We start from the raw sequence: 20,098 nt of genomic DNA, 5'->3' as shown, positions 1-20,098 counted from the left end.
CGGCACACAGGACCCGCGGCACTGCCGGGCCCGGTGCCCTCTCCGCCAGCATGGACGGCATGACGACGACAGCGGCACCGGCCACCACCACCCCGGTGGTCGGGTTCGACCAGGTGACCAAGACATACGGGAGCGTGCGGGCCGTCGACGGCCTCTCGCTGCGGCTGTACCCGGGCGAGACCGTCGCCCTCCTCGGCCCGAACGGAGCCGGCAAGTCCACCACCCTGGACCTCCTCCTGGGCCTCAAGCAGGCCGACACCGGCGCGGTGCGCCTGTTCGGCACCAGCCCGCGCGAGGCGATCGTCGCGGGACGGGTCGGGGCCATGCTCCAGAGCGGCGGGCTGATGGACGAGGTCACCGTCGCCGAACTGGTGAAGCTGGCCTGCTCGCTGCACCCGAGGCCGTACCCCGTGGCCGACGTGCTCGCCCGGGCGGGCGTCACGCAGATCGCCGGCCGCAAGGTCGACAAGCTCTCCGGCGGCCAGGCCCAGCGCGTCCGGTTCGCCCTCGCCACCGCCGGTGACAGCGACCTGATCGTGCTGGACGAGCCGACCACCGGCATGGACGTCTCCGCCCGGCAGGCGTTCTGGGCCACCATGCGCGAGCAGGCCGACCGGGGCCGTACGGTCCTCTTCGCCACCCACTACCTCGAAGAGGCCGACGCCATCGCCGACCGGGTGCTGGTGCTGCACCGGGGCCGGCTCCTCGCCGACGGCACCGCCGCCGAGATCAAGGCCCGGGCCGGTGCCCGCCGGGTCTCCTTCGACCTGGCGGGCGAGATCGACGAGAGCGCCCTGCGCACCCTGCCGCACCTCACGTCCCTGGACGTGTCGGGGCAGACCATCCGCATCCAGTCCGCCGACGCCGACGCCACCGTCCACGCCCTGTACGGCCTCGGCGTCTACCCCCGCAACCTCGAAGTCGCCGGCCTCGGCCTGGAGCAGGCCTTCGTCGCCATCACCGCCGCCGAGGAGGCGAAGCAGTCGTGAACAGCCTGATCAGACTGGAACTCACCCGCGCCCTGCGCAACCGCAAGTTCCTGTTCTTCTCCGTGATCTACCCCTCGGGCCTGTTCCTGCTGATCGCGGGCAACGCCGACAGCCACACCAAGATCGACGGCACGGGCCTGACCCTGCCGACGTACATGATGGTCTCCATGGCGTCCTTCGGCGCGCTGACGGCCGTCCTGATGGGCAACAGCGAGCGCATCGCCAAGGAACGCGAGAACGGGTGGGTACGGCAGCTGCGCCTGACCACCCTGCCCGGGCGTGGGTACGTCCTCGCCAAGACCGCCGGCGCGGCCGTGGTCAGCCTGCCGTCCATCGTGATCGTGTTCGTGGTCGCCGCGGCGGTGAAGGACGTACGTCTGGAGGCCTGGCAGTGGCTGGCGCTGAGCGGCGCCATCTGGGCCGGCAGCCTGGTCTTCGCCGCGCTCGGCGTCGCCATCGGCTACCTCGCCAGCGGGGACGCGGTCCGTCCGATCACCATGATCACCTACTTCGGGCTGTCCATGCTGGGCGGCCTCTGGATGCCGACGACCACCTTCCCGCAGTGGCTCCAGGACATCGCCGAGTGGCTGCCCACGCACGCGTACGCTTCCCTCGGGCGGGCGATCGAACAGAGCCAGACCCCGCACGCCCGCGACATCGCCGTCCTCGCCGTCTCCTTCGCGGTCTTCGCGGGCGGTGCGGCCTGGCTGTACCGGAAGGACACGCTGAAGGCGTGAGCGCCATGACGGAAGACCGGCAGGCAGGAACCGCGCGGCCCGCCCCCGTGGGCCGGCCGCCCCGCAACCGGCGCGAACTGCTGGTCAAGACGCTCTGGATCGGGGTCTGGCTGGTCTTCCTCAGTTCCCCGGTCGGCGACCTGGTGCACGGCGACCACACCACCGCCGCCAGGGTGGCCGGCTCCCTGGGCCTCACCGCGTTCGTGGGGGTCTACCTGGCGCTGGTCTTCCGCAACATCGGCCGCCCGTTCGCCCCGCGCGTCGTGCTCACGCTGGGCGGGATCCTCGGTGTCCTCGCCCCCGTGCTGGCCCTCACCCTCGGCAGCGCCTGGCTGGGTCTGTTCGTCTACCTGTCGGTCGCCTGGGGGGCCACCCTCCCGCTGCGGGCGGCCTACTGGGCCATCCCGGCCTCCGCGCTGGTGATGTACCTGATCGGCCTGCGCACCGACGAGAACGAGGCGCGGGGGCTGCTCCTGCTGGTGCTGCTCATCGGGTTCGCGATGACCGGCGTCGGCCAGCTGGTGCGCACCACGATCGAGTTGCGCAAGGCCCGGGCGACCGTCGCCCAGCTCGCCGCCAACGAGGAGCGCCTGCGCCTCGCCCGCGACCTGCACGACCTGCTCGGCCACTCGCTGTCGCTGATCACGCTGAAGAGCGAGCTGGCCGGCCGCATGCTGCCCGCCCGGCCGGACCAGGCCGCCCAGCAGGTAGCCGACATCGAACGGGTCAGCAGGCAGGCCCTGGTCGACGTCCGGGAGGCCGTCACCGGCTACCGGCGGCCCCGGCTCGCCGCCGAACTCGCCGGTGTCCAGGTCGCCCTGACCGCCGCCGGCGTCACCGCCGACCTGCCCGCCGAACCGGACCTGACCGCAGTCCCCGAGGAGGCCGAGTCCGCGCTGGCCTGGGCGCTGCGCGAGGCGGTCACCAACGTGGTCCGGCACAGCGGCGCCGACCGCTGCGCCGTCCGGCTGCTGCGCCGCGAGACCCTGGACGGGCCGGTGCTCGAACTCTCCGTCGAGGACAACGGAACGGGCGGTTCCGGCGGCGGCCCCGGCAACGGCCTGGCCGGACTGACCGAGCGTCTGGAGAAGGCCGGCGGCAGCCTGGAGGCGGGCCGGGTCAGGCACGGGTTCCGGCTCGTCGCCCGCGTGCCCACGGGCGCCGCGGCGGACGTAGGATCCGGGGCATGACGAGCAAGATCAGAGTCCTGCTGGCCGAGGACCAGTCGATGGTCCGCGAGGCGCTGGCGGCACTGCTCGGTCTGGAGGACGACATCGAGGTCGTCGCCCAGGCCGCGCGCGGCGACGAGGTGCTCGCGGCCGTCGGCGCGCACGGCGTGGACGTCGCCCTGCTCGACATCGAGATGCCCGGCTGCACCGGCATCGAGGCCGCCGCCCAGGTCCGCCGCGCACATCCGCGGGTCAAACTGGTCGTCCTCACCACCTTCGGCCGGCCCGGCTATCTGCGCAGCGCCATGGAGGCGGGCGCGGACGCCTTCCTCGTCAAGGACGCCCCGGCCGCCCAGCTCGCCGACGCGGTCCGCCGGGTGCTGGCCGGGGAACGGGTGATCGACCCGACCCTGGCCGCCGCCGCGCTGGCCGACGGCGCCAACCCGCTCACGGAGCGGGAACGCGAGGTGCTCCGCGCGGCGGCCGACGGCTCCACCAACGCCGAACTGGCGCGCGCCCTGCACCTGTCCCAGGGCACGGTCCGCAACTACCTCTCCACCGCCATACAGAAGCTGGCGGTGCGCAACCGCGCGGAGGCCGTGCGGATCGCCCGGGAGAAGGGCTGGCTGTGAGGACCCCCGCCGGGTGACGGCGGTAGGGGGCGGCCTCAGTTGAGCTTGGACCGCGCGATGCGCGCCTCCTGCCGTACCTTCTCGGCGGCCGGCTCGTCGACCACCTCGATCAGATCGGCGTAGGTGTCCAGTTCGTCGGCGCCCGCGGTGAACTGGCCGCGCTGCACCAGCAGCTGTCCGCGTTCGTAGCGCAGCCGCGCCGGATGCGCGGGGATGAGCAGCCCCAGTTCCACGGCCCGCAGGGCGACGTCCGAGCGTTCCGGCCGGGCCGCGGCCCACGACCGGATGTTGTTCAGGACGCGCTGCACGACCTCCAGGGGCGCCGCCGGTTCCAGTGCGGACGGTTGCAGCGACGCCCCCGTGGCGCCCGCCACCAGCAGCTCCGCGTCCTCCCCGGTCAGCATCCGGCCCTCGTCGAACGGATCGGCCAGCACCTGTTCCCCCGCCGCCCCGAACCCGACCACGAAGTGCCCCGGCAGCGCGACGCCGTACACCGGGGCCCCGGCCCGGCGCGCGACCTCCAGCCACACCACCGACAGCAGGATCGGCAGCCCGCGCCGCCGCCGCAGCACCTCGTGCAGCAGCGAGGACTCCAGCCGCTGGTAGTCGCCGGGCGTCCCGTGGAACCCGTGGCGGGCGCCGAGCAGCCGTTGAACGGCCTCCGCCCAGGCGCGCGGGCCGCCCGGCCGGTACGGCAGCTCGCCCGCCAGCCGGTCCAGCTCCGCCTGCGCGGCGTCGATGCCGGTCTCGTCCAGCGAGCCGTCCGCCTCCGCGCCGATCAGCAGGCACAGGGCGGACAGGTCCGGCCGCTCGGACCGGGCCTCCTCGGTGAACCGCTGCCGCAGTTCGGCGGAGCGCTCCGGCGGCGGTGGGTACGGGGGCGGCAGATACGGGTGATGCATGGCAGGCTCATGCCCTTCCCATGGAGGTTCTACGAGCGTCTCACCACGGCAGTTCTAGGATCTTCCGTTCGGATCGGACCCCGCTCCCTGATCCGGGTCCGATCCGGACGACAGGCCCTGAGGCCGTCCGGGACCGGAGGGCGGCCGGGGCCCCGACGGCGCCCGGTAGTGGTGGTACGCGTGGTGCGGGGTGAAGCCGAGCGCGGCGTACAGCGCCCGCGCGGCCTCGTTGTCCGTCTCGACCTGGAGCCAGGCCGCCGACGCGCCCTCGTCCAGCGCGCGCCGGGCCAGCGCGGCCATCACCTCGGTGGCCAGCCCCTGCCGCCGCCGGCCGGGGGCCACCTCGACCGCGGCGAACCCGGCCCACCGCCCGTCCACGACACACCGCCCGATCGCCGCCGGGGGCTCACCGGCCGCCGTACCGGGGACGGACGCGAACCACACCGACGGCCCTCCACCCCCCTCGGCCTCGCTCGCGCGGGAGGACCCCGAGCCCAGCACCCGCAGGGCCGCCTCGCCCGCTCCCGCGCGCCCGTACCGCGCGAGCCACGCCTCGTCCACCGTCCGGGACAGCGCCACACCCGCCCCCTCGGCCCGGTCCGCGACCGGAGCCAGGGCGGCGGTCCACAGCTCGGCGGTCACCTCCCGGGTCCAGCCGCGCCGCTCCAGCTCGGCGCTCAGCAGCTCCTGCGTGCCCTCGGCGCCGGTCGCGGTCTGCACGTAGGCGGGCAGGCCGCGCTCGCCGTACCAGCGTCGTACGGCGTCCAGAGCGGCGTCGAGCGGGAGACCGGGATCACCGAGCGGCAGCACGCTGTTGGCCCGCCGGGTGAAGCCCGTCCGCGGCCCGGACGCCGGGCCGCCCGGCGCGTCGTCCGCCGCCGCCCGCAGCTCCCACTCGCCCAGCCGCTCGCTCTCCACCGGCCGCCACGCGCGCGCGGCGACGTGCGCCAGCTCCGGATAGGAGGCGGCGGGCCCCCGGCGGCGCGCCGGCGCGGCCGGGACCACCTTCCCCGCCACCAGCGCGGATTGCGGGATTCTGACCCGTTCCCCGTCCCGACGTGTGATCATGAGCACGCCATCGTCCCATGATGTGAGAACACCGATCGTGTCGGTGAACTTCTCGGGCGCCGCACCGGGGTCGCCCAGGCGCCTGACGGAGACTCGTTTTCCCACGTCAGCTGGGGTGATACGGACTTCGAGGCGTCCACTCGCCGAGATTTCCACTGGTCAGTTCACCCCTCCTGTTCGGATCATGCTCCGGAACGGAGATACTAGGGGCGGGCATCGACGACGCCGCGCTCCCGCGCGCCAGGCGGCGGAGCCTGAGGAGGCCCGCCGGCGCCCTATCGAGGAGGAACGACAGCGTGACCTACGTCATCGCGCAGCCTTGTGTCGACGTCAAGGACAAGGCGTGCATCGAGGAGTGCCCGGTCGACTGCATCTACGAGGGCCAACGGTCCTTGTACATCCACCCGGACGAATGCGTCGACTGTGGTGCCTGTGAGCCGGTCTGCCCGGTCGAGGCGATCTTCTACGAGGACGACACTCCGGAGGAGTGGAAGGACTACTACAAGGCGAACGTCGAGTTCTTCGACGACCTGGGCTCGCCCGGCGGTGCCAGCAAGCTGGGGCTGATCGAGCGCGACCACCCCTTCGTCGCCGCGCTGCCGCCGCAGGGCGAGTGACCGTCTGAGCGCCTGGCGGCCCTCGGGGTGACCCCCGGCGCCGCCCCGGTCCCGTACGGCCCGATCGTCCCGATCACCGCCGTACGGGACCGAGGCGTTCGGCCGCCCCGACGAAAGTGAGCCACCCATCGTGTCCGCAGTCACCGACCGCCTTCCCGACTTCCCGTGGGACCGGCTGGCCCCGTACAAGCAGAAGGCCGCGGCCCACCCGGACGGCATCGTCGACCTCTCCGTCGGCACCCCCGTCGACCCGGTCCCCGAGCTGATCCAGAAGGCCCTCGTCGACGCGGCCGACTCCCCGGGTTATCCGACGGTCTGGGGCACCCCCGCGCTGCGCGACGCGATCACCGGCTGGCTGGAGCGCCGCCTGGGCGCCCGCGACCTCACCCACCGCCATGTGCTGCCGGTCGTCGGCTCCAAGGAACTGGTCGCCTGGCTGCCCACCCAGCTCGGTCTGGGCCCCGGCGACACGGTCGGTCACCCCCGCCTGGCCTACCCGACCTACGAGGTCGGCGCCCGCCTGGCCCGCGCGGACCACGAGGTCTACGACGACCCGACCGAGCTGGACCCGTCGCGGCTGCGGCTGCTGTGGCTCAACTCCCCGTCCAACCCGACCGGCAAGGTCATCCCCCGGCAGGAGCTGGCCCGGATCGTCGCCTGGGCCCGCGAGCACGGGGTCCTGCTGGTCGCGGACGAGTGCTACCTGGAGCTGGGCTGGGAGGCCGACCCGGTCTCGGTGCTGCACCCCGACGTCAACGGCGGCTCCTACGACGGCATCCTCGCCGTCCACTCCCTGTCCAAGCGCTCCAACCTGGCGGGCTACCGCGCGGCGTTCGTCGCCGGCGACCCGGCCGTGCTCGGCCCGCTGCTGGAGATCCGCAAGCACGGCGGCATGATGACCTCCGCACCGACGCAGGCGGCGGTCGTGGCCGCCCTCGGGGACGACGCCCACGTCCAGGAGCAGCGCGCCCGCTACGCGGCCCGCCGCGAGGTCCTCCGGGCGGCCCTGCTGTCCCACGGCTTCCGCATCGAACACAGCGAGGCGAGCCTCTACCTCTGGGCCACCCGGGACGAGTCCTGCTGGGCCACCGTGTCCCGTCTGGCCGACCTCGGCATCCTGGTGGCCCCGGGTGACTTCTACGGCCCGGCGGGCGGGAACTTCGTCCGCGTGGCCCTGACGGCGACGGACGAACGCGTCCAGACGGCGGCGGCCCGCCTCACCGCGTAGCCGCCACAGCCGCCACAGCCGCCACAGCCGCCACAGCCGCCGCACAGGCCGAAGGGGCCCAGGAGGGACCCTGGACCCCTTCGGCGCCGAGGCGGACGCTCAGCCGAGCGGCAGGCCCTTGGCCGGCAGGGACGACGTCGGCAGGGACGAGGTCGGCAGGGACGACGTCGGCAGGCCCTTGGTCGGCAGGCCGCCCTTGGCGAGGGACCCGGCCGGCAGCCCGCCCATGGTGAGCGAGCCCGCCGGCAGCCCGCCCTTCGTCGCGCCGGCCGCGGCGTCCCCGAGGACACCGCCCGCGCCGCCGGCCCCGCCCGCGAGTGAGGTGGTGCCCTGCGCGGCACCGTCGACGGTCTTGCCGACGTGCGCCCCGTCCAGGGCGGTCAGGCCGCCCAGGTTCGGGGTGGCCGGCAGGTCCGTGGCCGCACCGGCGGAGCCGGCCGCACCGACCCCGGCAGCCGCCCCCGCTGCGACGAGCAGCGCGACACGGGCGATCCGGCGGGTCAGAGGGAGGGACATGATGCTCCATTCGACGGGAGGAAAACGGTGTGTCCGGGACGGAGGTGTCCGGGCCCGTACGCCGTGACTACCGCTCGAGGGCCGCGAAGGTTGCGGACGGCCCAGGTAAAGAATGGATAACGCATCGCATTATCAGGTGTGGATAAAAACGGGCAAACAGCATGGTCCGTGTGGTCCGCAGAAAGCTTCCGCCCCTTGCGTCCCAAGGGTCCCTCCGCCCCGCACATCCCCCGGCCGGGCCGCCGGGCGGCCCGGCACCGCGCAACCCGCCAGGGTGATCCGCCGAACTACTGTCCGGTCTCGATCCGCACGGCCCCCACGGCCCGCTCCGCACCGCCGGCCCCCTCCGAACGGGCCCTGCCCCACGCCGCACCACCGCTTCCCGCGGTCCACACCCGCCCCGCGTACGACACCCGCCGGATGTGCAGCGCCGAGGAGTTGGCGACCGCCCACTGCGCCAGCTGCCAGCCCCGCGCCAGCTCACCGCGCCCGTTCGCGTCCCGCTTCGCGCCCCGCGGCACCGGAACGGTCACCGTCCGCCCGTGCGCGCTCGCCGTCACGCTCGGCGAGGGGGACGGCGACGGCACGGGCGTCCCGCCCACCTCCGCCCCGGTCTCCTGGAGCGCGTCACGCCCGAAGTCCCGCACCAGCGCCGCCCGCACCGCGTCCGGACCGGTCGCCGGCGCCGTGCGCTCCGGGCTGCCGTCACAGGTCAGCGTGGCCGCCGCCCGGCCGGTCAGGGCCGCCGCCAGCAGCGCGGCGTCCGGCTCGTGCTTGGCGTACGCCTCCGGGTAGCCGCTGCGCTGCACCCGCTGCGCGGCCACCGTCAGCGGCAGGCCGGTGTAGTCCGGCACCTTCGCCAGGTGCGCGTAGAAGATGCCCGCCGCGTACGCGGGGTCCATGATCTGCCGCTCGGTCCCCCAGCCCTGCGAGGGCCGCTGCTGGAACAGGCCCAGCGAGTCCCGGTCGCCGTGCCCGATGTTGCGCAGCCCCGACTCCTGGAGGGCGGTCGCCAGCGCGATCGTCACGGCCCGCTCGGGCATCCCGCGCCCGGTGCCGACGGCGGCGATCGTCGCCGCGTTCACCGCCTGCTCCGGCGTGAACTCGTACGACGCCCCGTCACCCGCGGCCGGGACCACCTCACAGCCGCGCGCCCCGCCGCCGGTCACGTACTGCACGACGAGGTACGCGGCGACACCGCACAGGACCAACAGGGCCGCCGCGAAACGCAGGAGGCGGCCGCGACGCTGCGGACGGGTGGGGGACGGCTCTGACACGCGTACAAGGTACTGGAGCCCGTCACCGGCCCGATCAGTGGTCGGCTCCGCGCGTCCGGCCGGCCCGGCGGCCGGCGCGCTAGGGTCGTGGCCATGGCCGACACCTCGCTTGACCTCACGCTGGACGCCGCCGCGCTCACCGCGCGGCTCGTGGACCTCCCCTCGGAGAGCGGCACCGAGAAGCCGCTCGCGGACGCGATCGAGGCCGCCCTGCGCGCGCTGCCGCACCTGACGGTCGACCGCCACGGCAACAACGTGATCGCCCGTACGGACCTGGGCCGGGCCGAGCGTGTCATCCTGGCCGGCCACATCGACACCGTCCCGATCGCCGGCAACGTGCCCTCGCGGCTCGACGAGGACGGCGTGCTGTGGGGCTGCGGCACCTGCGACATGAAGTCGGGCGTGGCGGTCCAGCTGCGCATCGCGGCCACGGTCCCGGCCCCCAACCGCGACCTGACCTTCGTCTTCTACGACAACGAGGAGGTCGCCGCCGACCTCAACGGCCTCAAGCACGTCGCCGAGGCCCGTCCCGAGTGGCTGGAGGGCGACTTCGCGGTCCTGCTGGAGCCCTCCGACGGGGAGGTCGAGGGCGGTTGCCAGGGCACACTGCGGGTGCTGCTGAGGACCACGGGCGAGCGGGCGCACTCGGCGCGCGGCTGGATGGGCTCCAACGCCATCCACGCGGCGGCCCCCGTCCTGGCCCGGCTGGCGTCCTACGAGCCCCGCCGGCCGGTGATCGACGGCCTGGAGTACCGCGAGGGCCTGAACGCGGTGGGGATCAGCGGGGGAGTGGCCGGCAACGTCATCCCCGACGAGTGCGTGGTCACCGTGAACTTCCGCTACGCCCCCGACCGCACCGAGGAGGAGGCGATCGCGCACGTCCGCGAGGTCTTCGCGGACTGCGGGGTCGCGGAGTTCGTGGTGGACGACCACAGCGGCGGCGCGCTGCCCGGCCTGTCCCACCCGGCCGCGGCTGCCTTCATCGAGGCGGTGGGCGGCCTCCCGCGGCCCAAGTACGGCTGGACGGACGTGTCCCGCTTCTCCGCGCTCGGCATCCCCGCGGTCAACTACGGCCCCGGCAACCCGCACCTGGCCCACAAGCGCGACGAGCGGGTGGAGACGGCGAAGATCCTGGCGGGCGAGGAACGCCTGCGCACCTGGCTCACCGCGTAGCGCGCACGGCGCACGCGCGGCGGACACGCGTACGTCCCCCCTCCGTAACCCGGGTGGATCTAGGCTGACATCGAACTACCGGCAAGCGGAGGGAGCTCACATGGCTACCGGAAACCCCGAGGGGAAGAAGCAGCCGCCGGACGAGCAACGGCTCGGACCGGTCCTCCGACGGCGGGGACAGGTGACGGCCAGTACGACCGACCAGCGGCTGCTGGACGAACGCGCCCCCACCGACTGGGTGCACACCGATCCCTGGCGGGTGCTGCGCATCCAGTCGGAGTTCATCGAGGGCTTCGGCACCCTGGCCGAACTCCCGCCCGCCATCAGCGTGTTCGGCTCGGCGCGGACGGCGGTGGACTCGCCGGAGTACGAGGCGGGCGTCCGGCTCGGCCGAGGGCTGGTGGAGGCCGGCTGGGCGGTCATCACCGGCGGCGGCCCGGGCGCGATGGAGGCGGCCAACAAGGGCGCGTGCGAGGCGGGCGGCATCTCGGTCGGCCTCGGCATCGAACTCCCCTTCGAGCAGGGGCTGAACCCCTACGTCGACATCGGCCTGAACTTCCGCTACTTCTTCGTCCGCAAGATGATGTTCGTGAAGTACGCGCAGGGCTTCGTGGTCCTCCCCGGCGGCCTGGGCACCCTCGACGAACTCTTCGAGGCCCTCACCCTGGTCCAGACCCAGAAGGTCACCCGCTTCCCGATCGTCCTCTTCGGCAGCGCGTACTGGGGCGGCCTGCTCGACTGGCTGAAGAACACCCTGATCGCCGAGGGCAAGGCCGCGGAGAAGGACCTGCTGCTGTTCCACGTGACGGACGACGTGGAGGAAGCGGTGGCCCTGGTCTCGAAGGAGGCGGGCCGCTGAGGACGGCCCCCCGGCCGCCCCGCCCCGGACCCGCTCTTCCGGGCGGGCCCGGGGCGGAGCGGGGAAGCTGTGCCAGAGCCCGTCTCGTGGACGAAGCCACGAGCGGTGTCCGCCACAAGCCGGAACGCGGCATGGCGACGCGCGCGACCCTGCGTCCCGAACCCGGTTGACCGGTGCTCAGTCCCTCGCGCCGTCGTCAGGAGCGCGCGAGCCGGGCCGCGAGGTAGGGCGCGGTGGCGCTGCGGCGGGCCCTCGCCACCTTGGCCGGCGGGCCCGCCGCGACCACCCGCCCGCCCGCGTCGCCCCCGCCCGGACCGAGGTCGATGACCCAGTCGGCGGTGGCGACCGTGTCCAGGTCGTGTTCGACGAGGACGACCGTGTTGCCGGCGTCGACGAGCCGGTGCAGCTGTCGCAGCAGCAGCGCGATGTCCGAGGGGTGGAGCCCCGCCGTCGGCTCGTCGAGCAGGTAGAGCGCGTGCCCGCGGCGGGCTCGCTGTAGTTCGGTGGCCAGTTTGATGCGTTGCGCCTCACCACCGCTGAGTTCCGTCGCGGGCTGGCCCAGCCGCAGGTACCCCAGTCCCACCTCGCGCAACGTCTCCAGACTGCGGGAGGCGGCCGGGACGGCGGACAGGAACTCGGCGGCGGCGTCGACGGACAGCGCCAGCACTTCCGCGATGTTCTTGCCGCGGTGGGTGACTTCCAGCGTTTCGGCGTTGTACCGGGCACCCCGGCAGGTCGGGCACGGCGCGTGGGTGCCGGGCAGGAACAGCAGTTCAACCGCGACGAATCCTTCGCCCTGGCAGGTCTCGCACCGCCCTTCGGGCACGTTGAAGGAGAACCGCCCGGCCGAGTAGCCGCGCGCCCTGGCCTCGTCCGTCGCCGCGTACAGCTTGCGCACCGCGTCGAACATTCCCGTGTACGTGGCCAGGTTGGACCGGGGAGTTCGGCCGATGGGCCGTTGGTCGACCCGGACCAGCCGGTCGAACGACTCGACCCCCGACGCGTCCTGGACGTCGACCTCCAGCTGCGCCTCGTCGGGCTCCTCGGGTACGAGTCCGAGGTGGCCGCGGACGACCTCGGCGAGCACCTGCGTCACCAGCGTCGACTTTCCGGAACCGGACACGCCCGTCACGGCCGTCAGGACGCGGAGCGGTACGTCGACGGACACGTCGTGCAGATTGTGACGGGAGACGCCGCACAGGTGCAGCCAGCCGTGCGGTGTGCGCGGGCGGTGATCGAGCGGCTGGGCGCGCCCGAACAGGTACTGGCCCGTGGCCGACTCCCCGACCCGCTCGAGACCGGCGACCGGGCCGCTGTACAGCACGCGTCCGCCGCCCTCGCCGGCGCCGGGGCCGATGTCGACCACCCAGTCCGCCCGCCGTACGACGTCCATGTCGTGCTCCACGACGAACAGCGAGTTGCCTGCCGCCTTGAGGCGGTCCAGCACGTCCAGCAGCGGTTCCGCGTCAGCCGGGTGCAGGCCCGCGGAGGGTTCGTCGAGGACGTAGACGACGCCGAACAGCCCCGAGCGCAGCTGGGTGGCGATCCGCAGGCGCTGCGCCTCGCCGGGCGACAGGGTCGTCGAGCGGCGCCCGAGGCTGAGATACCCGAGGCCCAGGTCGAGCAGTACCTCGATCCGCGCGACCAGATCGCCGCAGATCCGGACCGCGACCTCGGTCGTCTCCCCGGATCGGGCGGTCGACGTGGTGGCGTCGGCCTGGGACCGCCCCGCGACGGGCCGCAACAACGCCACGACCTCGGTGAGCGGCATCGCGTTGATCTCGGCGATGGAACGTCCGGCGAAGGTCACGGCGAGCGCCTCGGGCCGCAGTCCGCTGCCGTGACACTCGGGGCAGGGCACGCTCCTGACGAACCGGAGCGCCCGTTCGCGCATCTTCTCGCTCTTGGAGTCGGCGAGGACGTGCATGACGTGCTTGCGGGCACTCCAGAACCTGCCCTGGTAGCCGTAGTCGACGCGGTCCTCCTCCGGCTCGATGTACACGGAGGGCTGCTCCTCCGTGTACAGCAGCCAGTCCCGGTCCTTCTTCCTGAGCCTGCGCCACGGTCGGTCGATGTCGATCCCCAGGCCGCTCACGACACTGCGCAGGTTGGCGCCCTGCCAGGCGCCCGGCCAGGCGGCGATCGCCCCCTCGCGGATGCTCAGCGAGGGGTCCGGGACGAGCAGGTCCTCGGCGACGTCGTGCACGACGCCCAGTCCGTGGCACACCGGGCAGGCGCCGGCCGCGGTGTTGGGTGAGAACGACTCGGCTTCCAGCCGTGCGGCCCGGGGCGGATAGGTGCCGGCGCGGGAGTACAGCATGCGCAGCAGATTGGACAGGGTGGTGATGGTGCCGACCGTCGAGCGTGAACTGGGCGACCCGCGTCGCTGCTGAAGGGCCACGGCGGGTGGCAGTCCGGTGATGTCCTGCACGTGCGGTGCGCCGACCTGTTGCAACAGCCTTCGGGCGTACGGTGCGACGGACTCGAAGTAGCGCCGCTGGGCTTCCGCGTAGAGCGTGCCGAACGCGAGCGAGGACTTGCCCGAACCGGAGACGCCGGTGAAGGCGACCATCGCGTCCCGCGGAACGTCGACATCGATGTTCCTCAGGTTGTTCTCACTGGCGCCCCGGACATGCACGAAGGGGTCGCTCGCGTCCTTGTTCACCGTTCCTGACTACCTGAACGCGCCGGGAACCGCGCGACAGGGAGAGTCCCGGTATGAACCGTGGTCATTCACAGCCCGAGATCCATCTTCGATACACGGCCTAGGCCAGGCCCCGGCGGGCCACCGCGGGGGGCCGGTGGCCGGCGATGGACGCCACCATGTCCAGTACCTGACGGGTCTCGGCGACCTCGTGGACCCGGTACACCCGTGCCCCGAGCCACGCGGACACCGCGGTCGTCGCCAGCGTGCCGATCAGGCGCTCCTTGACCGGCCGGTCCAGGGACTCGCCGACGAAGTCCTTGTTGGACAGCGACACCAGCACCGGCCACCCCGTGGCGACCATCTCGTCCAACCGCCGCGTCGCCTCCAGACTGTGCCGCGTGTTCTTGCCGAAGTCGTGCCCGGGGTCGATCAGCACGGACTCCCGCGGCACCCCCAGCGCCACCGCCCGCTCGGCCAGCCCCAGCGTCACCGCCAGGATGTCGGCCACCACGTCGTCATAGGTCACCCGGTGCGGACGGGTCCGCGGCTCCGCCCCGCCCGCGTGCGTGCACACCAGCCCGGCCCCGTACCGCGCCGCCACCTGCGCGAGCCCCGGGTCGACCCCGCCCCACGCGTCGTTCAGCAGATCCGCGCCCGCCTCGCACACCGCCTCGCCGACCTCGGCCCGCCAGGTGTCGACGCTGATGACCACGTCCGGGAAGCGGCGCCGTACCTCCGCCACGAAACCGACCGTGCGCCGCGCCTCCTCCTCGGCCGTGACCTCCTCGCCGGGCCCCGCCTTGACCCCGCCGATGTCGATGATCGCGGCGCCCTCGGCCACCGCCTGCTCCACGCGTGCGAGGGCCGGTTCGTCGCGGAACGTGGCTCCGCGGTCGTAGAAGGAATCCGGTGTCCGGTTCACGATCGCCATGATCACCGGCTCGTGCGGTCCGAATTCCCGCCTGCCCAGCCTGAGCATCCGCTGTGCCCTCTCCTAGTACGTCCCGCAGTACGGCCGCCTGCGACCCTAACCGCCGGGCGCGCATGGCACGATCGGACCCTGACACATTCAGCTTCCGGCACAGCGTCCGGTAACGAGCGTGGGGATCCCTCGCGATGGTGATGTTCTTGTTCCTGGTCGTCGCGCTGGCCGTCGTGGTCGCCGCGGTGTCCCTGGCCGTGGTGGGCGGCGGAGAGAGCGGCCCGCTGCCCGAGGCGGCGCCGGAGCGGCTGTGGGACCCGCTGCCCGCGGACCGCCCGGTGGACCGCGCGGACGTGGAGACCCTGCGCTTCCCGGTCACCCCGCGCGGCTACCGCATGGCGGACGTCGACGACGCGCTCGGCCGCCTCGCCGCCGAGCTGGCCGAGCGGGACGCCCGTATCGCCGACCTGGAGTCCGCGCTGACCGGCGCGAGAGCCGCCGCGGCGCACGCCCGCACCGACAAGAGCGGCGAGGGGGAGGAGCAGCGATGACCGCCTCAGCCGCCCTGGCCGGGCCGGACGGCGCGCTGCGCTGCCCCTGGGCCCTGTCCACCGAGGACTACGTGTCGTACCACGACGAGGAGTGGGGCCGCCCGGTCCGCGGCGACGACGCCCTCTTCGAGCGGATCAGCCTGGAGGCCTTCCAGTCGGGCCTGTCCTGGATCACGATTCTGCGCCGCCGCCCGGGGTTCCGCGCGGCCTTCGCCGGTTTCCGCATCGAGAAGGTCGCCACCTTCACCGACGAGGACCGCGCGCGGCTGCTGGCCGACCCCGGCATCATCCGCAACCGCGCCAAGGTCGACGCGACCCTCGCCAACGCGCGCGTCCTCGCCGGCTGGCCGGAGGGCGAGCTGGACGACCTCGTGTGGTCCCACGCCCCCGACCCGGCGGACCGCCCGGCCCCCAGGACCCTCGCCGACGTCCCCGCGATCACCCCGGAGTCCACGGCCCTGTCCAAGGCGCTGAAGAAGCGCGGCCTCAGGTTCGTCGGCCCGACGACGGCGTACGCCCTGATGCAGGCGTGCGGCCTGGTCAACGACCACCTGGAGACGTGCGTGGCCAGAGGCGCTTCCTGAGGGGCGCGGGAGCGCCTGCGGCTACCGGCCCAGGTACTTCGGCCGCTCCTTGTCCACGAACGCCTGTACGGCGATGGCGTGGTCCTCGGAGCGCCCGGCGCGGGTCTGGAGCTCGTCCTCCTTCTCCAGCGTCTCGGTCAGCGAGTGCGTCAGCCCGTACGCCACCGCCTCCTTGATCGCCGCGTACGCCACCGTCGGTCCCCCGGCCAGCGCCCGCGCCGTCCGCTCCGCCTCGGCGCGCAGCTCGGCGGCGGGGACGACCCGGTTGGCGATGCCCAGCTCCAGCGCCTCCTGGGCGCTGATGCTGCGCGGGAAGAGCAGCAGGTCGGTGGCGCGGCTCGGGCCGATCACCCGGGACAGGGTCCAGGAGATGCCGGAGTCGGCGGTCAGCGCCACACCCGCGAACGACGTGTTGAACGCGGCCGTGTCGGCCACCACCCGGTGGTCCGCGGCGAGCGCGAAACCGAACCCGGCGCCGGCCGCGACGCCGTTCACCGCCGCGACCACCGGCTTCGGCGCCCCGGCGAGGGCCCGCACGATCGGGTTGTAGTGCTCCCTGACCGTGCTCATCGTCTGCCCGGACCCGGTCTCCCGGTCACCGGCCAGCAGACCGATGTGCTCCTTGAGGTCCTGGCCCACGCAGAACGCCCGGTCCCCGGCGGCGGTCAGCAGGATCGCCCGTACGGCCGTGTCCGAGGCCGCTGATTCCGCGGCCTCCCGGAGGGCGGTCTTCGTCGCGATGTTCAGCGCGTTCATCGCCTCCGGGCGGTTCAGCGTGATCGTCGCGAGTCCGTCGCTCACCTCGTAGAGCACGGTGTCGGCCATGGCGGTCCCCTCCGGTGTCGCGGCTGGTGACGTACCGCTCAGTACGCCCGCGTATGAGGACAGCATGACGGAGATCGCCGCCCGGGAGCCGGACCGGACGTGTGACCTGCGTCAAAGAAAAACACGGCGGAGCCGGGCGGCGGAGGTCCGTGCGGTGGCGCAGTATCGCAGTCACATCGCCGAATTGAGTGGTTTTGCTCGCGCGCGTTGCCCAAGCGATGCCGACCGATGTTGGTCATCGGGTCCTGCGATGCGGGATAATGGCCTGGAAGCAATGTGTTCGATGCCGGTGTCGCGTGTCCGTTCCGGACGGCGGGTGCCTCCCTCCGGGAGGTATCGGCAGACGATGAGCTGGTTTCAGGAAGGGGAACGAGCATGGCGGCCATGAAGCCGCGGACGGGTGATGGCCCGCTCGAGGTGACCAAGGAGGGGCGGGGCATCGTCATGCGCGTTCCGCTCGAAGGCGGCGGTCGACTCGTCGTCGAGCTGACCCCTGACGAGGCCGAGGCGCTCGGAGACGCCCTCAAGAAGGTCGTCGTCTGAGGTCCCAGCGATCAGTCCTTCCGGCTGCCCCGGCATCGTACGCGGTGTCGGGGCAGCCGCGTTCCGGGGCTCCCACCTGCGGCTTCACCGTCCGGGGCGGCTGCGGCGGCGCGTTACGCGGGAGGGCTCGTGAGCCGGGCCGTGCCGCTCACCGCTTGACCGCGCAGAGCAGCCCGTCGCCCACCGGCAGCAGCGAGGGGATCAGCTCCGGGCTCTCCCGCACCGCGCGCAGCAGTTCCCGCAGCCGCAGCACCTCGGTCGGCTGCGGCCCCGAGTCGACGGTACGGCCGTTGGCGAAGACGCCCTCGAAGACCACCAGGCCGCCGGGGCGCAGCAGACGCAACGATTCAGCGAGATAGTCCAGGTACTCCAGCCGGTCCCCGTCGCAGAAGACCAGGTCGTAGCCGGCGTCCGCGAGACGCGGCAGGACGTCCAGGGCGGGGCCGGGGATGAAGCGGGCCCGGTTGCTGGCGAAACCGCAGATGCGGAAGGCCTGCCGCGCGGACTGCTGGTGCTCCGGCTCCGGGTCCACCGTCGTGAGCACCCCGTCCGGCCGCATCCCGTGCAGCAGATGCAGCCCGGACACTCCGCAGCCCGTGCCGATCTCCGCGACCGCCTTCGCGTCCACCGAGGCGGCGAGCAGTCCGAGCGCGGCGCCCGTGGCCGGCGACACCGAGCGCAGCCCTGCCTCGCGGGCCCGGTCGCGGGCCCAGCGCAGCGCTTCGTCCTCGGCGACAAAGGCGTCGGCGAACGCCCAGCTCGTCTGCCGGTTGCCGGTAATGACCCTCTCCTGTCCCCTGGTTGCCTGGGCGTGACTGTATCCGTTGGCGTCGGGAACCCGCAGATGGGACCGGGCGTTTACAGGGAGGAGCCGGTGGCCGGGGATGTGACGGGGGGCAGAGATGGCGCAGGAGGCCGAGCAACTGCTGACGCAGCAGTATGAGCCGTATCAGCGTGTATCAAATTCTCGTAAAACCGCTTATCCGGAGCTAACGGGCGAGGTGGCTATGGTAGGGGCTCCACTGGACACCACCAGAGCCGACAGGGGAGGTGCGGCCGCACCCGGGGACCGGGCCGGAGTGCTGCGGCGCTTCCTAGGGTCGGCGGGCAGGCCGAAATCCGTGACCGACACCGCTGACAGCCACGCCTCCGGTCCCGCCGCGGGCAGGACCCAGACCGCCACCTTCGCCACCGACGCGGACGGGCAGGCGTGGACCCCGCCGACGTGGGACGAGATCGTCAGCACGCACAGCGGCCGCGTCTACCGGCTGGCCTACCGCCTGACGGGTAATCAGCACGACGCCGAGGATCTCACCCAGGAGGTCTTCGTCCGCGTCTTCCGCTCCCTGTCGACGTACTCGCCGGGCACCTTCGAGGGCTGGCTGCACCGCATCACCACCAACCTCTTCCTCGACATGGTGCGGCGCAAGCAGCGCATCCGCTTCGACGCCCTCGGCGAGGACGCGGCCGAGCGCCTGGCCAGCCGCGAGCCCAACCCGCAGCAGCTCTTCAACGACGCGCACTTCGACGCCGACGTCCAGCAGGCCCTGGACACCCTCGCACCCGAGTTCCGGGCCGCCGTCGTCCTGTGCGACATCGAGGGACTGTCCTACGAGGAGATCGCCGCCACCCTGGGCGTCAAGCTCGGCACGGTCCGCTCCCGTATCCACCGCGGCCGGTCCCAGCTCCGCAAGGCCCTCGCGCACCGCTCCCCGGAGGCCCGCGCGGCCGAGCGGCGCTCCTTCCGGGCCCGGGTCCCCGCTCTGGGAGGAGGGGGCGCGACCGCGTGAGTGGATCTCGGCCGAAACCTGTCGGGGAGCCGCACCTCGCAGAGCAGCATTTGGGAGACCGGCTCTCCGCCCTGGTGGACGGCGAGCTGGGTCATGAGACGCGTGAGCGGGTCCTCGCCCACCTGGCCACCTGCGCCCGGTGCAAGGCGGAGGCGGACGCCCAGCGCGCCCTGAAGAACGTGTTCGCGGAGGCGGCCCCGCCCCCGCCCTCGGCGAGCTTCCTGGCCCGTCTCCAGGGCCTCCCCGGGGGAGGTGACGGAGACGGCGGCACGCCGTCCCCCGGGGGCGGACGCCACGGAGCGGGTCCCGACGCCTCCGGCGACCGCGCCTTCGGTGTGAGGCGCGGCGAGCACCTCCCGTTCGGGTACGTCCCCGCGCGCGCCCACGGCTGGCTGCCCGCCCCCGAGGACCGGGCCGCCTCGCCCGTGGACCGCGGTTTCCGCGTCCATCCCGTCGGCCGCCCCGACGACGGCCGCCCGGCCTCGCGCGGGCTGCGGTTCGCGTTCGCCGCCGCCGGCGCGGTGTCGCTGGCCGCCGTCGCCCTCGGCGGCGTGACCACCACCATCCCCGGTGACCTGACCACGGACGCCCGCGGCGGCCCCGGCACCGGCAGCGTGACCCCGGCCCGCTCGGCGGGCACCGGTGCGGGCGCGGCCACGCCGGACAGCCAGCGCCGCCGCCCGGTGGGACCGCTGTTCGCCCAGGGCGGGGCCCTGCTCGCACCGGCCCCGGCCTCCCTGTCCGCGCCGCTGCTGCCCGGACTGCCGTCACCCGGCCCGGCGCCGGCCCGGACCGGTGCGGCGGGGGGCCTGACGGCGCCGGTGCTGGCCGGCATGGCCGCCGTGTCCCCGCTGATACGCCCGCTGGACCGGACCCTGGCCTTCCCCGGCCTCCCGCTCGCCGGCCGGTCGGCACCGCTCGGGGCCACGGGCTCCGGCCCGCTGTCCACCGCCGACGCCGCCGTTCCCGACACCGCCCCCGCGACTCCCGCCACGCCGTCCTCCTTCCCCGTCGGGCCTCACCCCTCGCCCTGACCGGTCGTCGTGCCCCGGCACGGAACTGACCGAAG

At 73.4% G+C, this 20,098-nt stretch carries 21 protein-coding genes; 13 read left to right on the top strand and 8 right to left on the bottom strand.

From position 1 onward, the window contains the following. Window positions 1–59 precede the first annotated feature (59 nt). Genes AB0F03_RS10290 through AB0F03_RS10275 form a run of 4 tightly spaced genes read left to right on the top strand, consistent with a single transcriptional unit; the run spans window position 60 to window position 3,527 of the window. Window positions 60–989, top strand: coding sequence for an ABC transporter ATP-binding protein (locus AB0F03_RS10290; RefSeq protein WP_361988507.1), 930 nt, complete (start codon window positions 60–62; stop codon window positions 987–989). Beyond that, entirely contained in the window at window positions 986–1,726 is a 741-nt protein-coding gene (locus AB0F03_RS10285; protein WP_361988504.1) for an ABC transporter permease, read from the top strand. Before AB0F03_RS10290 ends, AB0F03_RS10285 begins: the two co-directional genes overlap by 4 nt. 5 nt (window positions 1,727–1,731) lie before the next feature. Then, complete coding sequence (locus tag AB0F03_RS10280; protein WP_361989112.1) at window positions 1,732–2,916, top strand: histidine kinase; 1,185 nt, start codon at window positions 1,732–1,734, stop codon at window positions 2,914–2,916. Beyond that, on the top strand, window positions 2,913–3,527 hold the full coding sequence (locus tag AB0F03_RS10275) for a response regulator transcription factor (RefSeq protein ID WP_361988501.1): 615 nt from the start codon (window positions 2,913–2,915) through the stop codon (window positions 3,525–3,527). Before AB0F03_RS10280 ends, AB0F03_RS10275 begins: the two co-directional genes overlap by 4 nt. A gap of 35 nt (window positions 3,528–3,562) precedes the next feature. Here AB0F03_RS10275 and AB0F03_RS10270 read toward each other — a convergent pair whose 3' ends face one another. Next, window positions 3,563–4,429, bottom strand: a complete 867-nt coding sequence (locus AB0F03_RS10270; protein WP_361988498.1) for a transglutaminase-like domain-containing protein — start codon at window positions 4,427–4,429, stop codon at window positions 3,563–3,565. Between the two features lie 54 nt (window positions 4,430–4,483). Next, on the bottom strand, window positions 4,484–5,653 hold the full coding sequence (locus tag AB0F03_RS10265; protein WP_361988495.1) for a GNAT family N-acetyltransferase: 1,170 nt from the start codon (window positions 5,651–5,653) through the stop codon (window positions 4,484–4,486). A 140-nt stretch (window positions 5,654–5,793) separates the two neighbouring features. On the opposite strand from AB0F03_RS10265, the gene fdxA reads away from it, so the two are divergent. Then, window positions 5,794–6,114, top strand: a complete 321-nt coding sequence (fdxA, locus tag AB0F03_RS10260; RefSeq protein WP_121787075.1) for a ferredoxin — start codon at window positions 5,794–5,796, stop codon at window positions 6,112–6,114. A 130-nt stretch (window positions 6,115–6,244) separates the two neighbouring features. After that, the gene (locus tag AB0F03_RS10255) at window positions 6,245–7,342 is read left to right on the top strand and encodes a bifunctional succinyldiaminopimelate transaminase/glutamate-prephenate aminotransferase (protein ID WP_361988492.1); all 1,098 of its coding nucleotides are present in this window, start codon (window positions 6,245–6,247) and stop codon (window positions 7,340–7,342) included. A 99-nt stretch (window positions 7,343–7,441) separates the two neighbouring features. Here the strand turns inward: AB0F03_RS10255 and AB0F03_RS10250 are convergent, their stop codons facing one another. Both AB0F03_RS10250 and AB0F03_RS10245 read right to left on the bottom strand, forming a co-directional pair. After that, window positions 7,442–7,858: an ATP-binding protein gene (locus AB0F03_RS10250; RefSeq protein ID WP_361988490.1), complete on the bottom strand. Its 417-nt coding sequence runs from the start codon at window positions 7,856–7,858 to the stop codon at window positions 7,442–7,444. Window positions 7,859–8,145: 287 nt separating this feature from the next. Continuing rightward, window positions 8,146–9,135: a heavy metal transporter gene (locus tag AB0F03_RS10245; RefSeq protein WP_361988487.1), complete on the bottom strand. Its 990-nt coding sequence runs from the start codon at window positions 9,133–9,135 to the stop codon at window positions 8,146–8,148. Window positions 9,136–9,228: 93 nt separating this feature from the next. Between AB0F03_RS10245 and dapE the strand changes: the two genes are divergently transcribed. Continuing rightward, entirely contained in the window at window positions 9,229–10,308 is a 1,080-nt protein-coding gene (gene dapE, locus AB0F03_RS10240; protein ID WP_361988484.1) for a succinyl-diaminopimelate desuccinylase, read from the top strand. 100 nt (window positions 10,309–10,408) lie between these two features. Continuing rightward, a complete protein-coding gene (locus AB0F03_RS10235; protein ID WP_361988481.1) occupies window positions 10,409–11,167 on the top strand; it encodes a TIGR00730 family Rossman fold protein in 759 nt (252 codons plus the stop codon). 196 nt (window positions 11,168–11,363) lie between these two features. Here the strand turns inward: AB0F03_RS10235 and uvrA are convergent, their stop codons facing one another. Together uvrA and folP are read right to left on the bottom strand one after the other, a co-directional pair. After that, entirely contained in the window at window positions 11,364–13,832 is a 2,469-nt protein-coding gene (gene uvrA / locus AB0F03_RS10230; RefSeq protein WP_361988479.1) for an excinuclease ABC subunit UvrA, read from the bottom strand. A 100-nt stretch (window positions 13,833–13,932) separates the two neighbouring features. Continuing rightward, complete coding sequence (gene folP / locus AB0F03_RS10225; protein ID WP_361988476.1) at window positions 13,933–14,793, bottom strand: dihydropteroate synthase; 861 nt, start codon at window positions 14,791–14,793, stop codon at window positions 13,933–13,935. A gap of 137 nt (window positions 14,794–14,930) precedes the next feature. Between folP and AB0F03_RS10220 the strand changes: the two genes are divergently transcribed. Continuing rightward, a complete protein-coding gene (locus AB0F03_RS10220; protein ID WP_361988473.1) occupies window positions 14,931–15,287 on the top strand; it encodes a DivIVA domain-containing protein in 357 nt (118 codons plus the stop codon). After that, window positions 15,284–15,871 (top strand): DNA-3-methyladenine glycosylase I, encoded by a 588-nt coding sequence (locus tag AB0F03_RS10215; RefSeq protein WP_361988470.1) that lies wholly within the window; start codon window positions 15,284–15,286, stop codon window positions 15,869–15,871. Before AB0F03_RS10220 ends, AB0F03_RS10215 begins: the two co-directional genes overlap by 4 nt. 21 nt (window positions 15,872–15,892) lie before the next feature. On the opposite strand, the gene AB0F03_RS10210 is transcribed toward AB0F03_RS10215, so the two are convergent. Then, window positions 15,893–16,696, bottom strand: coding sequence for an enoyl-CoA hydratase-related protein (locus tag AB0F03_RS10210; RefSeq protein WP_361988467.1), 804 nt, complete (start codon window positions 16,694–16,696; stop codon window positions 15,893–15,895). Window positions 16,697–17,071: 375 nt separating this feature from the next. Between AB0F03_RS10210 and AB0F03_RS10205 the strand changes: the two genes are divergently transcribed. Beyond that, a complete protein-coding gene (locus AB0F03_RS10205) occupies window positions 17,072–17,239 on the top strand; it encodes a DUF3117 domain-containing protein (RefSeq protein ID WP_018544333.1) in 168 nt (55 codons plus the stop codon). Window positions 17,240–17,387: 148 nt separating this feature from the next. Here AB0F03_RS10205 and AB0F03_RS10200 read toward each other — a convergent pair whose 3' ends face one another. Continuing rightward, the gene (locus AB0F03_RS10200; protein ID WP_356825875.1) at window positions 17,388–18,083 is read right to left on the bottom strand and encodes an O-methyltransferase; all 696 of its coding nucleotides are present in this window, start codon (window positions 18,081–18,083) and stop codon (window positions 17,388–17,390) included. Between the two features lie 235 nt (window positions 18,084–18,318). On the opposite strand from AB0F03_RS10200, the gene sigE reads away from it, so the two are divergent. Together sigE and AB0F03_RS10190 are read left to right on the top strand one after the other, a co-directional pair. After that, window positions 18,319–19,029 carry an RNA polymerase sigma factor SigE gene (sigE, locus tag AB0F03_RS10195; RefSeq protein ID WP_361988464.1) on the top strand — a complete coding sequence of 237 codons (711 nt, stop codon included), beginning with the start codon at window positions 18,319–18,321 and terminating at the stop codon, window positions 19,027–19,029. Then, window positions 19,026–20,063, top strand: a complete 1,038-nt coding sequence (locus tag AB0F03_RS10190) for a zf-HC2 domain-containing protein (RefSeq protein ID WP_361988461.1) — start codon at window positions 19,026–19,028, stop codon at window positions 20,061–20,063. The genes sigE and AB0F03_RS10190 overlap by 4 nt, the downstream gene beginning before the upstream one ends. Window positions 20,064–20,098 lie beyond the last annotated feature (35 nt).

Source organism: Streptomyces sp. NPDC028722 (assembly GCF_040637655.1).
In the GTDB taxonomy this organism is placed as follows: Bacteria; Actinomycetota; Actinomycetes; order Streptomycetales; family Streptomycetaceae; genus Streptomyces.
This window is presented reverse-complemented; position numbering and strand designations above follow the sequence as displayed.